The following is a 13,854-nucleotide window of genomic DNA, read 5'->3' as shown; positions in this document are numbered from 1 at the left end:
TATGAAATGAATAACTGGATGAAATCATTGACGAATATTGGATTGCCGCAGTCGTTTCATATTACCTATATTGTTGAAATCCTTATCCTCACAGTTATTATTTATGAACTGCTGATATGGGTCAAGAACACCAGAGCCTGGACACTTCTGAAGGGCATTGTTGTCGTGACGGTTCTTGCCCTGGGTTCCTATTTCTTTCATCTGACAACACTGACATGGATCATGTCGAAGACCGCAGGTGTGCTTGTGACGGTTGTTGTGATTGTTTTTCAGCCTGAGCTCAGACGTGCATTGGAACAGCTGGGAAGGAAGAATATTATCTTCTCTATTTTCGGTCCGGCAACGGTGCGCGCAGAGGAGGACAGGAGAAGTCTGGACAAGATCAATTCCGAAATTGTACGTGCCGTATATGAGATGGGCAAGGTCAAAACCGGTGCGCTGATCGTTATGGAGAAGCAGGTGATTCTCAATGAATACGAGCGTACGGGTATTCCCATTGATGCACAGATATCCAGTCAGCTGCTGATGAATATTTTTGAACATAATACACCGCTCCATGATGGTGCGGTATTCATAAGGAACCAGCGAATTGTAGCGGCGACCTGTTATCTGCCGCTGAGTGACAATATGGAACTTAGCAAAGAGTTGGGAACAAGACATCGTGCCGGCGTTGGCATCAGTGAAGTTTCCGATAGTCTGACGATTATTGTTTCGGAAGAAACCGGTGCTGTTTCAATAGCGGAAGGCGGATTGCTGAAGCGGGATGTTGGACAGGATGAATTGAAGAAGAAACTTTCAGAGATTACACAGGGAATAGAAGAAGGCAAACGTAAAAAGCTGATGGGAAGGATTAAGAATGAGAGAAAGACTGACGCATAATTTTGGTTTGAAACTTCTGTCATTGGCTCTTGCAATTCTGGTATGGATTGTCGTTTTAAGCATTGAAGATCCGGTGTATACCCGTGAATTTTCAGATATCAGCGTGACGGAAGTGAATGGAGATCAGATCACTGAAGCAGGTAAGGCCTACAGCTATGTAGGCGGCAATACAGTCAGTGTCAAGGTCAAGGGAAAGACCTCGGTGGTCAATCGATTGTCGAAGGATGATCTTCTGGCAGTGGCAGATCTTTCCACACTGTCGATTACAGGTGCGGTCATGGTGGATGTCTCATGCCCGAAATATCCGAGTCTTGAGATCACACCAATTGGAAGCAGCACAGCACTCAAGGTTGAAATAGAAGATCTGGTTGAGAAGTCGTTAAATGTCAAAGTGAATACGAATGGCAAGGTTTCTGAGGGCTATTATATCGGTCAGGGTGTGGCAACACCGAATATGGTTACAGTATCCGGTCCTGAGTCGGTGGTCAATAAGATTAACGAGGCCAGTGTCAATGTCAGCATAGGCAGCGGTAATACAACGGATGTGACGACGAATACGACGCTGAAGCTGCTGGATCAGAGCGAGGGTGAGGTATCGAGTTCTACATTGAATATTTCACAGACTGATATCAGTGTCACTGTGCCAATCTATGAGACAAAGACGGTGCCGGTGGACTTTGGTGTAACGGGACAGGTGGCGCATGGATACAAGATGGTTTCGGCAGCCTATGAACCGAAAGAGGTGACTGTTGCCGGAAGAAAGGAAGATCTGGACAAGATCAGTCAGGTAACACTGAAGGATTATGATATTTCAGGCAAGAACAGCAAGGTGGAAGATTCCATATCAATTGTACAGAATCTTGCCGAGCAGCTTCCGGATGGTGTTGTATTTACGGATAAGGAAGCAACAGTTGCATTGGTTGTGGATATTCAGCAGATTATAGAGACATCCTTTGAACTGCCGCTGAGCAAGATATCGCTGAAGGGCAGTAATACAGCCGATACTTATCAAAAGAGCGGGACAGGGTCTTCTGATAAGGCAGTAACATTGAAAGTTAAAGGAATATCCAGTGAGATTAACAGTCTGACAACAGATAATCTGACAGCGCTGATCGATGTGAGCAATTATGGTGAGGGAGAATATGACCTGCCGCTGACGGTCATCTTTGATGATAATTTGGAACTGGCCGCAGATGCATATGTACATGTGGTGATTTCTAAGACCAGTGATGAATAGAAAATAGGATATTGAGGGAGGCACTGAAGATGGTAAGTGTAGAACTGCAGCTTCAAAACCCGTCGGGACTTCATCTGAGACCTGCAGGTATTCTGTGTAAAGCCGCAACAAAATTTCAATCACATATTACAATAACGACAGCAGACGGAACAGAGGCCAATGCCAAAAGCGTACTGAGTGTTCTGTCAGCCTGTGTCAAATCAGGGGATAGGATAACGTTGTCCTGTGACGGTAACGATGAAAACGCAGCCCTGAAAGAACTGGAACTGGTTATCAGAGAACGACTCGAAGAACTATAAATCCGTAAGCGGAAAGTCCATACGCATCGGTGCGGAAATAAAAATGATCGGGTCATCTATCATTTGAATAAAAATACATATTGTATTGAGCAAATAGTACTCGGATAGGAGAGGCCGAATAAAATGTTCAGTCACAGGTGCTTCAGCACTTATCGAAACGGAGCGGAGATTTAGTAGCGGAAGCGGCCAGTGATGAACATTTTGTTCGGCCTTTCCTTGTGAATATCCGGGCGGCACACCGCATTTTTATACACAGAATATTGACAGATGCACTTTTTTTTGCTAAAGTAATATTTAGACGAAGTTCGTCTGGAAATAGGTTGAAAAGGAATGAAAGACATGGGGTTAGTATTTTAAGTCCGACATTGTTTAAGTTAATTGTATATGGAGTGGTCCTTCGACTCCGTCGCTCATAGATCGTAAGATAACTAACGGAGATGCAGCAGAAAGGTCCGCAGATAGTTAAAGCTGATGGAATTCCTTGGCTTTATTTTCATGCGCAAATACAGTGATTAACGGAGGAATATAAAATGTTAAATTATAAGAGATATAAGAGAGTACCTGTAGTTCATTATCCGGAGAGACAGTGGCCGGACAAAGAGATCCAGAAGGCACCGATCTGGTGCAGTGTCGATCTGCGAGACGGCAATCAGGCACTGATCGAGCCAATGGTTGTTGAAGAGAAGATTGAATTTTTCAATTTGCTTGTGAAACTGGGATTCAAGGAAATCGAAGTTGGTTTCCCGGCAGCTTCTCAGATTGAATATGATTTCCTGAGAACACTGGTTGAGAGAAATCTGATTCCTGATGATGTTAAGGTTCAGGTCCTGATCCAGTGCAGAGAGCATCTGATCAAGAGAACATTTGAGGCTATTCAGGGATGCAAGAATGTCATTATCCATATTTACAATTCCACATCCACCTTGCAGAGAGATGTGGTCTTTAATATGGGTCGTGAAGAGATCAAGCAGATTGCAGTTGATGGTACGAAGATGGTGAAGAAGTATATGGAAGGCTTTGACGGCAATATCCAGCTTCAGTATTCACCGGAGAGCTTTACAGGTACAGAGCTTGATTTTGCGCTGGATATCTGTGAGGCAGTCAAGGAAGTATGGCAGCCGACTGTGGAGAATCCGATCATCTTCAATCTGCCTGCAACAGTTGAGATGACAACACCGAATGTCTATGCAGACCAGATTGAATGGATGTCCAGACATTTTACAGAGCGTGACAAGATTGTGCTGAGTATTCATCCGCATAACGACAGAGGCTGCGGTGTGGCTGCTTCTGAACTGGCATTGCTGGCTGGTGCAGACAGAATTGAAGGTACATTATTTGGAAACGGTGAACGTACAGGTAATGTCGATATTTTGAACATTGCTTACAATATGTTTTCACAGGGTATTAATCCGGAACTGGATATTGAGAATGTCAATGAGATTATAGATGTATATGAGAGATGTACCAAGATGGATATTGATCCGCGTCATCCATATGCAGGCAAGCTGGTCTTCACAGCATTCTCAGGTTCTCATCAGGATGCCATCAACAAGGGACTTCATGCGATGGAACAGAGAAATTCCGAGTATTGGGAAGTTCCATATCTGCCGATCGACCCGGCAGATCTTGGAAGAGAGTACGAACCGATCGTTCGTATTAACAGTCAGTCCGGAAAGGGCGGCGTAGCCTTTGTTATGGATCATTACTATGGTTTCAAACTCCCGAAGGTGATGCACAAAGAGCTGGCTGATGAGATTCAGTTACTTTCTGAGCGTCAGGGTGAAGTATCACCGTCACAGATCATGGACAAGTTCAGAGAGATGTATATCAATGCAAAATATCCGTTGCATTTCAAGAAGATGCGCGCAGAAGATATTTCCGAGACAACAGAAGGCTACGATACAAAGGTTGTTCTGACTTATACATTCAAGGATGAGTTAAAGACCATCGAAGGCTTCGGCAACGGGCCAATTGATGCAGTTAAGCATGCACTGTGCAACCAGGGTGGTTTCAATACCAAACTGACAATGTACGAGGAGCATGCATTGACAACCGGTTCCGATTCTCAGGCTGCATCTTATATTGAACTGATGAATTCAGAAACAGGCGAGAAAGCTTTCGGTGTTGGTATCAGTTCCAACATCACACGTTCCTCTGTAAGAGCGATTTTCAGCGCGATGAACAGACTGTTCTTCAGAAAGAAATAAAGCATTGCAGTCATGAAGGCTGCCGTCATATAACAGGTGACGGCAGCCTTTTTATACGGTTATTTTGTAACAAAAAATTAAATTTTTGTTACAAAATAACTTTAAAAATGTTAAAGGGTGTGATAGAATAGTACCAGTTGGTGTGATACAAATTGAAATAAAACGATATGTATCGATGAAAATACATAACAGAGAAGGACGGAAAGGCAAGTGAGTATAAAACGTATGAAGAAGAAGCTATTAGCAATGTTGATGATTATGTTGATGTGTATCCCATTATCAGGAACTGTCACTGCGAATGCAGCCAGTTCTGATTATCGGTCCTGGGCACAGTGGGATTCGGAATGGGGAAGCATTCATTTAGGTAAGAGCCAGTATACCATGAAGTCATCAGGATGTCTGGTTACAGCTATTGCAATGTTGATTTGTCATACAGGCAGTGCAGATGCATCCTCCTTTAATCCGGGAACATTGGTTACCTACTTGAATAACAACGGCGGTTTTACATCAGATGGTTCTTTGTATTGGGGCAAGGTAGGCGGCGCAGCAGACAATTTTACGCTGTATAACAGCCGAGTGAGCCTGGCGAATATGACAAAGGCACAGAAGATTGCCAAGATGGCGGAGTATGTCAATAACGGCTACGGTGTTATTGTTTCTGTCAGAAACGGCGGACACTGGGTAGCTGTTGACAGAATTGAAGGCAGCACAGTCTATATGCTGGATCCGGGTGACCGTAATACAGATCTTTTTGCAACATACAGTGAATCCGGTGTGGATCGTCTGGCTATCTATAAAGGCAAGAATGCAGGCGGTACAGTTTCAGGGGATCCGGGCAATACAGACAATACAACGACGCCTGACAAAGTGATCGGAACAGGCACTGTGAATTGTTCCAGCTTATATGTCCGAAGCGGAGCTGGTACGAATAACAGCATTATTACAGCCATCAGCAAGAATACCAGTGTAGATATCCTTGGCGAAGCTAATGACAGCAAGGGAACGAAATGGTATCAAGTGAAGGTAGGCGGCAGAACAGGTTATGTCTGTGCCGATTACATTACAGTCAAGAATTCCGGTTCTAATAACAATAATAATAATACAGAAACTGCATCAGGCAGCGGCGTTGTGAACTGTTCAGCACTGAATGTTCGAAGCAGCGCGGGTACAGGAAGCAGTGTGGTGACAACCATATCCAGAAACCAGGCGGTTACAATTACCGGAACAGCTAAAGACAGCAGCGGCAGTAAGTGGTATGCGGTGTCATTCAAGAAGAGCGGTAAGAGCTATAAGGGTTATGTTTTTGCACAGTATATTACATTAAAGAGTGATAACAGCAGCAATGGCAATAATAACAATAATAGTAATTCTGATAACAGCACACCGGCAACATCTATCCCGGCAGTTGTTAACTGCGGTGCATTGAATATGCGTTCAGGTGCCGGAACAAATTATTCAGTCGTGACAACACTGACAAAGAATACAGCAGTAACGATTACCGGAGAAGCAAAGGACAGCAGCGGTACATTGTGGTATAAGATTACTGCAGGCAGTAAGACTGGCTATGTGCATTCTTCTTATCTGACGAAGAAGAACGCAGGTGGCAACAGCAGCAATAACAACAACTCAGATACTTCAACAGATGTATTCGGACAGACAATGAAGGTTGCGTATGATGTGGTCAATGTTCGAAGTGGAGCCGGCACATCTAAGGGCGTTGTGACGGTTGTCTATCAGAATGAGAAGGTAACTGTCGTAGGTCAGGATAAGGATAACAGTGGCAATATCTGGTATAAGATTAAGACAGCATCCGGCAAGAACGGTTATATCCGCTCTGACCTTCTAAAGGCTGACAGCTCAAACAGCAGCGATACAAAGAGTGACAGCAATAATTCAAATTCAGGAACAGAATCAGATCTGAATGGACAGAAGATGCAGGTAAAATATGACGGTGTCAATATGCGAAGCGGAGCCGGTACATCCAAGGGTGTTATTGAAGTCATTTATCTTGAGGATACATTGACGGTTGTAGGTCAGGATAAGGACAGTAGCGGAAATATCTGGTATAAGGTCAAGGCAAAGTCCGGCAATACCGGTTATATCCGTTCTGATATGCTGAAGCAGTCCTCCTCATCAGGCAGCACAGCATCATCCGATCAGGCATCGGACAGTACACCGACAAGCGGTCGTGTTGTTGATGGATGGCTGAATGTTCGAAGCGGAGCAGGTACATCCAACAAAGTACTGGTTGTTATTTCCGAAGGAACCAAAGTGACGATCAGTGAATCTGTTAAGGACGGCAGCGGAAGTCTCTGGTATCATATTACAGTGAACTATGGCGGTGTGAGTTATGACGGCTATGTTTCATCTCAGTATATCAGCAAGTAATCGGCTGATCTAACAACGAAATACATAATTTGGCAAAACCTGTGGTAAATCGTGTTTTTACCACAGGTTTTGATTGTTATTTTTGAAAAATCAGATTATAATGAAATATATTGTAGTCTAAGGAGAAAAGATTGTGGAAAATAGAGAACAATATAAACGCTTAATTATGTTTTTTGCTTCTGCACTGATTCTGCTTGTTCAAGTGGTGATATTCTACTATATTTGGCATCGCTACTATAACTACAGATCAGTTATCGGAGCATTATACTGGCGCCGAGGCAACTGGGCATTGATGGGAGTGTATGCTTTTATCAATTTCTTCTTTTCAAAAATTTTTGGTGCCTATAAGGTTGGTTATCTGAAAGTCTCAGATGTTATTGCGTCCCAGATCCTTGCCGTTTTATGCTGCAATGGCGTGACTTATATGCAGCTGGCGCTGATTGGCCGTTGGCGTTTTTCGGCTTATCTGGAACCTATCATGCAGATGACCCTTTATGATGTTGTCGCTGTTATTGCATGGGTGATCTTCATGCGATGGATTTATGCGAAGATTTATCCGCCTAGACAGATGCTGCTTGTTTATGGTGATATCAATCCAAAGGCACTGATCCAGAAGATGACATCCAGAACGGACAAGTACAGTATTGTTGATATGATCAATATTTCAGAGGGTTATGATGCAGTCATAGAACGGATCAGCTATTATGAAGCAATTGTGATCGGTGATATTCCGTCTGTTTATCGCAATAAATTTTTGAAATATTGTTATGCCAACTCTATTCGCTGTTACAGTATTCCGAAGATTTCGGATATTATGATCAAGAGTTCAACAACCATCAATCTCTTCGATACAGAATTGATGCTGTTCAGGAATCGCGGCTTGACAGCAGAGCAGAGACTGCTCAAGAGAGCATCAGATATTGTTTTTTCATGTATCATATTGGTTGTTTTTTCACCGATATTACTTCTGGTGGCTGTATTGATTAAGCTTTATGATGGCGGGCCGGTTTTTTACAAACAGGAAAGGTTGACATATAATCATAAGGTTTTTATGATCTACAAATTCAGAAGCATGCGTGTGGATTCTGAGAAAACCGGTGCACAGCTGGCGAAGAAGAATGACGACCGTATTACCCCTGTTGGGCATGTGATCCGGTCTCTGCATATCGATGAGCTGCCACAGCTCTTCAATATTCTAAAAGGGGATATGGCATTTGTCGGTCCGCGTCCTGAGCGCCCTGAGATTGCAGAACTGTATAAGAAGAGTATTCCGGAGTTTGATTTCCGTCTGAAGATGAAAGCAGGACTGACAGGTTATGCACAGGTTTTCGGCAAATACAGTACAACACCTTATGATAAGCTGAAACTGGATCTGACTTACATCGAGAACTATACCTTCGCACTGGATTTGATGATCATTATTCAGACAGTGAAGATTCTTTTCCAGAAAGAGAACTCAGAGGGGCTTGATACCGGTCAGAAGACAGCATTGCGTACGGAGGACAAGAAGAATTGAAGCATGTAGAGGTATCTGTTATTATTCCTGTGCATAATGGTGCGGATTATATTGCACAGGCGATTGATTCAGCTTTAATACAGGATGTACCGTTGGAGATTATCATTGTCGATGATGGTTCAACAGATTGTCTGGCAGAGGCTTTGTCGCCATACATGGAGCGGTCGGAGATAACGGTGCTGCATAACAGGCACAATATAGGCGTTGCAGAGAGCCGCAACCGGGGTGTAAGGCAGGCCAGAGGTGAATATATCGCTTTTTTGGATTGCGATGATTGGTGGGAGCCTGGAAAGCTGAAAATGCAGCTGACATTACTCAGAAAGACTGGTTATGTTTTGTGTGCATCAGGAAGACGGCTGGTCACACCGGATGGAAGACCGACGGAGAGAATCATCGGTGTGAAAGAAAAGCTTACATATAGGGATCTGCTGTTCCAGAATCCTGTCAATTGTTCCTCTGTTGTGATCAAGCGTGATGCAGCCACTGCATTTCCGATGGTACATGATGAATGCCATGAAGATTATATTATGTGGCTTCAGATTTTGAAACATTATCATACGGCCTGTGCCGTGAATCAGCCTTTATTGAACTACCGGCTGAGCAAGACAGGCAAATCAGGCAATAAGCTTCATTCAGCGAAGATGACGTTTAAGGTATATCGGCACATGGGTTTCAGTATACCAAAAGCATTGTTTTGCTTCGCGGGATATATGTTCAACGGTATCAAAAAATATTACTTTCATTAAAAAATTAATTTTTTTCGGTTTTTCTGTCACAATTCGTTGAAAAAGAAGGTTTATATATTATAAGAGTTTGAGGAGAGCTTGTGGGAGGCGGTAGTATGGCAATGAATTTGACGGATTCGGGATCGAATATGCATTCAGAGGAGCAGCAAAACCCTGAACAGGTGGCAAAATTTAACATAACCTTCAGACTGTATGCATCAACGATGAAGCGGAAGGCCTATGCTATTTTGAGAGATGAAGGATGGGCAGAAGATGCTGTTCAGTGGACATTTATGAAGTTGCTGCAACATTTGAACCAGATTGGTGATCCGTACAGTATTAAAGCGAGATGTTATATTAATACAATTCTCGTCAATAACTGCTTCACTCTGCTCAAGAAGAACAACCGATATTATTTCATGGAAGATTATACCTATCAGAATGATTACAGACACAGCATGATCAGGGCGGATGAGTCATTAGACAATCTCATTTACCGGGAATTGCTGGCGGATGTACAGCAGATTCCGGAGATGTATTCGAATTTGATCATACTGAACGGGCTTTATGGGTATTCACCGCAGCAGATCAGTGAATTGCTGGACCTGAAGCCGGCAACGGTCAGAAAGCGAATGCAGCGAGGCAGGGAAATGCTCCAGAGAAAGATAGAAGAAAAGCAAAAGAAGAATAAGAAACTATGAGAAACACGCTCCGCGAGTTTCTCAAGTTATCGAGGCCTCTACACTCCGTTTCGGTCGTTGCTTAACAAGCGCCACTGGCGCTTAGCAACGCCAAGGTCTCGTGCAAGCACGGACTTTGGCTCGTTGCTCGCGTAAATGAAGAAAAGGCGTTTCCGCGAAGGAAGCGCCTTTTGAGTATTAATAACCGGTTTCGCAATAAAGTTCATAGCTGATATCAGAAACAGTAGAAGAAGGGGTATAATCCTCATTGTCAAAGAGGTATTCGTGTAGCTCTGTGACGTTCTGTTCAAGACTGTCTGCAAAGACATAACTCAATCCGTCTGAAGGGAGAGAGCCTGTTTCTTTCTCAAATGGCCAACCGGTTTGATCGGCAATGTTGTAGTTGAAGATATCCTTGGCGAGGGAAATCAGGTCGGTGCTCGTCATGTTGGTATATACTTCAGGGAGAATCGTATCGATAATATTCAGCAATGTTCCGATATTTGCTGATTTGGCTTCTTCAAAAACCTTGGATAAAACGATTCGCTGGCGTTCAGCACGCTTGAAGTCGCTGTCAATCTTTCGGATTCGGGCATAGGCGGTGGCCTGTGTACCGTTGACGTGCTGGTAGCCCGGACCGGATATGTGTTCGGAATCAGAACCGGTGGCGCTGTTCTGTTCATCAATCAGAGGATTGATCAGACTGTATTCTGCATCTGAGATATCCAGATCGATACCGCCCACAGCGTCGATGATCTTGGCCAGGACACCGAAATCAACAGTTGCAAATTCTGTGATATCCAGGTCAAGGTTGGTATTCAGCATACTCATGGACAGCTCAGCACCGCCGTAGGCATAGGCATGAGTGGCTTTTGAAAAACCATATCCGGGTACTTTCAGGCATGTATCACGATAAATGCTGGTAATCTTGACATCCTTCGTCTCCTGGTTGATGCTGATAACCATAATACTGTCAGAACGTGCGCCTGTCTGAAGAGAGCCGTCACGGGAGTCGACACCGAAAAGTGCAATATTGCGGTAGCCCTTCAATGCTTTTTGTGTTGTGGCATCCACATCATTGTTGATAACGATGTTCGCTTTGTCTACATCACCTGCAGAGGCTGTCTGGATAAGAGAAAGCTTGGCATAGACAAATACAACAGGGATCAGGATAAGAATAAGAACCAATTCAATGCCGAAGATAATTCCCCAGCGCTTTGTCTTGGATGATCTCTTCTTCTTTCTTCTTTTACTCATTGTAGAAATCCTCACTTTGTAGTACGAGATGCCTGCGCGGACAGAAATCTCTATTGGTTATATGAAAATGAAATGCATATTAAAAAGCATAAACAACTTTTATAATACCTTAAAAACGTTGAGATGACAAGCTTTTTCTCAAATATCGGCAAATGTTGTCATTGATTGGATAACATAAAGTTTTCATTTTTGGTTCACAATCTTAACACAATTAGGTGGTAGTATAATGGCATAAAAGAAATAAAGACGAAAGGGGTTGTCTATTATGGCATTTGATGAACAAGATAGATTCGATCATACAGAAACTGATAATCATGTTAATGAGCAGAACCAGACCGCAGGCACCGCTCAGAACGAAGGAACGGAAGGATCCGGATTGTACAGAATGACAAGAGAGGATTTGAAGAATTCTACATTATATACAGATACAGACAGAAGAAGTGAATATACATCCGGTACTGCATATGAGAACAGAACGAATACAGCGCACACAGGCAGTTCTTATGCGGCCGGCAATGATTACAGCTATTATCATCCGACACAGAATAGCGGCGGCAATGGCGGAAACGGCGGCAGCGGCAATTTCCATTCAGGTCCTGAGAAACACCATTCCCGGAAGAAGGGCGGTTTTGGCAAGACGGTGGTTAAGGCAGCATGTCTCGGCGTTGTCTTCGGACTGGCAGCTTCAGCTGTGATGTTTGGTGTGAATAAAGCAACAGGTGTATCTGCATCAGCCGGCGGCAGCGGTTCACCTTCTTACAATGTTCAGATTGTGAAGACATCGGCAGAAGGTGTGACAACAACGGATTCCAATGATGTGTCTGATATTGTAGCCAATGTTATGCCGGGAATAGTAGCTGTGAATACAACCGTTGAATCAACTTCCACCGACTGGTTTGGCAGACAGTACACACAGGAATCCAAAGGCGCCGGTTCAGGTATGATCATCAGCGAAGAGAACAATACATTATATGTTATGACCAATTACCACGTTGTTGAAGGTGCCAAAGAGGTATCCGTTCAGTTTTCAGATGAAACCACAGCTACAGCAACGGTTAAGGGATACGATGAGGATAAGGATGTGGCAGTCCTGACGATTGATATGTCCCAGTTATCCGACGATACAAAGAATGCTATCGCAGTTATGGTTATGGGCGATTCAGATCAGTTGAAAGCCGGTGAAAGTGCGATTGCCATTGGTAATGCTTTAGGATACGGCCAGTCAGTGACAACAGGCGTTATCAGTGCTGTCAACAGAGAAGTGGCATTGACAGATAAGACAATGACATTGCTCCAGACAAGTGCAGCCATCAATCCCGGCAACAGCGGCGGCGCTTTGCTGAATGGCAAGGGCGAAGTGATCGGTATGAATACCGTGAAGTATTCAGATACATCTGTAGAAGGTATGGGATATGCAATTCCTATTAATACAGCACTGGAAACAGCCAAAGGCATCATCGATGGTACAATTGTTGCAAAGACAGATGAGACAACGGCATTCCTTGGTATTACAGGCGGTACACTTGATGAAGATACAGCATCTGCCTATAATGCACCAGCTGGTATCTATGTCAGTAACGTGGCATCTGGTTCCGCTGCACAGCGTGCAGGTCTGCAGGCAGGATGCATTATTACCGGATTCAATGGTGAAGATGTTTCCAAAATGGAAGACCTTCAGAAACTGATCCAGAATTGTGCACCGGGCGACAGTGTCACCATTACAGCACAGTTCCCGGACAGCAACGGTAATTATACAGAACAGACATTGACAACCCTCATGGGATCAAAGGCTGATGCCGGATACAGCAGCCAGAGTACACAGCAGAATGGTCAGAATAACGGTCAGGGCAGCCGAAACAGTCAGGGCGGTCTGGGCCAGTCAAATGGTCAGTAAGATTGGCTGAATTGCATAACCAAAGGGCGTATGGAAATTGTTAATTCATTTTTCATGCGTCCTTTTTTAAATCAAAATTAAGAAAATTGTAAATTGAATACAGACAGGGATTGGTCTATAATAGAGAGTAATACAGGAGGATGAGCAGAGTTAATGAGCGATTATAATAACGATGATATAAAGGACACTGAAGATGAACAGAAATACGAAGATGTCTGCTATATGTGCAGACGACCGGAGAGTAAGACAGGACGTATGCTTCATATTCCGGGTATGAACAATATGTGTATTTGCATTGACTGTATGGAGCGCAGCTTCAGAGTCATGGATGGCAGCAACTATGCAGATCTGATGCAGGGTATGAATATTCAGGATATTTTTCCGGGAGGTCTGAATATGGATGATATGATGAATATACAGAATCAGATCCCGAAGAAGCAGAAGCTGAAGAAGAAGGCGAAGGATGGTGAAGAAGCCCATCCGGAATTTGATATAAAGAATATTCCTGCACCGCACATTCTGAAGGCAAAGCTGGATGAATTTGTTATCGGACAGGATCAGGCGAAGAAAGCGATCGCAGTTGCCGTTTATAATCACTACAAACGTGTGGCAACAAATACAATGGATGATATTGAGATTGAGAAGTCCAATATTCTGATGATCGGTCCGACAGGATGCGGCAAGACCTATCTGGTCAAGACGCTGGCGAGACTTCTGGATGTGCCTCTGGCAATCACAGACGCCACATCCCTGACAGAGGCCGGCTATATCG

Annotated in this window: 11 protein-coding genes; 10 read left to right on the top strand and 1 reads right to left on the bottom strand. The window is 43.8% G+C overall.

What is annotated here, in order from left to right; translation table 11 throughout:
* Positions 1-6: 6 nt before the first annotated feature.
* The 8 genes from cdaA to WMO25_RS01725 all read left to right on the top strand — a co-directional run bounded on the left by cdaA (position 7) and on the right by WMO25_RS01725 (position 9,952).
* Positions 7-879 carry a diadenylate cyclase CdaA gene (gene cdaA / locus WMO25_RS01760; RefSeq protein WP_349083735.1) on the top strand — a complete coding sequence of 291 codons (873 nt, stop codon included), beginning with the start codon at positions 7-9 and terminating at the stop codon, positions 877-879.
* Positions 857-2,116, top strand: coding sequence for a CdaR family protein (locus tag WMO25_RS01755; protein ID WP_349083734.1), 1,260 nt, complete (start codon positions 857-859; stop codon positions 2,114-2,116). Before cdaA ends, WMO25_RS01755 begins: the two co-directional genes overlap by 23 nt.
* Before the next feature lie 29 nt (positions 2,117-2,145).
* A complete protein-coding gene (locus WMO25_RS01750; protein WP_015515309.1) occupies positions 2,146-2,415 on the top strand; it encodes an HPr family phosphocarrier protein in 270 nt (89 codons plus the stop codon).
* A gap of 530 nt (positions 2,416-2,945) precedes the next feature.
* On the top strand, positions 2,946-4,622 hold the full coding sequence (leuA, locus tag WMO25_RS01745; protein WP_117527145.1) for a 2-isopropylmalate synthase: 1,677 nt from the start codon (positions 2,946-2,948) through the stop codon (positions 4,620-4,622).
* A 225-nt stretch (positions 4,623-4,847) separates the two neighbouring features.
* Positions 4,848-7,010 carry an SH3 domain-containing protein gene (locus WMO25_RS01740; RefSeq protein ID WP_349083733.1) on the top strand — a complete coding sequence of 721 codons (2,163 nt, stop codon included), beginning with the start codon at positions 4,848-4,850 and terminating at the stop codon, positions 7,008-7,010.
* 133 nt (positions 7,011-7,143) lie between these two features.
* The gene (locus tag WMO25_RS01735) at positions 7,144-8,526 is read left to right on the top strand and encodes a sugar transferase (RefSeq protein ID WP_349083731.1); all 1,383 of its coding nucleotides are present in this window, start codon (positions 7,144-7,146) and stop codon (positions 8,524-8,526) included.
* Positions 8,523-9,272 carry a glycosyltransferase family 2 protein gene (locus WMO25_RS01730; RefSeq protein WP_349083728.1) on the top strand — a complete coding sequence of 250 codons (750 nt, stop codon included), beginning with the start codon at positions 8,523-8,525 and terminating at the stop codon, positions 9,270-9,272. Before WMO25_RS01735 ends, WMO25_RS01730 begins: the two co-directional genes overlap by 4 nt.
* Before the next feature lie 95 nt (positions 9,273-9,367).
* Entirely contained in the window at positions 9,368-9,952 is a 585-nt protein-coding gene (locus tag WMO25_RS01725) for an RNA polymerase sigma factor (protein ID WP_349083726.1), read from the top strand.
* 177 nt (positions 9,953-10,129) lie between these two features.
* Here WMO25_RS01725 and WMO25_RS01720 read toward each other — a convergent pair whose 3' ends face one another.
* Positions 10,130-11,188 (bottom strand): LCP family protein, encoded by a 1,059-nt coding sequence (locus WMO25_RS01720; protein ID WP_349083724.1) that lies wholly within the window; start codon positions 11,186-11,188, stop codon positions 10,130-10,132.
* A 265-nt stretch (positions 11,189-11,453) separates the two neighbouring features.
* Here WMO25_RS01720 and WMO25_RS01715 point away from each other — a divergent pair, with 265 nt between their 5' ends.
* Positions 11,454-13,082, top strand: a complete 1,629-nt coding sequence (locus tag WMO25_RS01715; RefSeq protein ID WP_349083722.1) for a S1C family serine protease — start codon at positions 11,454-11,456, stop codon at positions 13,080-13,082.
* A gap of 153 nt (positions 13,083-13,235) precedes the next feature.
* The coding region (locus tag WMO25_RS01710; protein ID WP_349083721.1) for an AAA family ATPase at positions 13,236-13,854 on the top strand (619 nt) is incomplete at its 3' end.

This window comes from Coprococcus intestinihominis (genome assembly GCF_040096555.1).
Taxonomy (GTDB): domain Bacteria; phylum Bacillota; class Clostridia; order Lachnospirales; family Lachnospiraceae; genus Coprococcus_A; species Coprococcus_A intestinihominis.
This window is presented reverse-complemented; position numbering and strand designations above follow the sequence as displayed.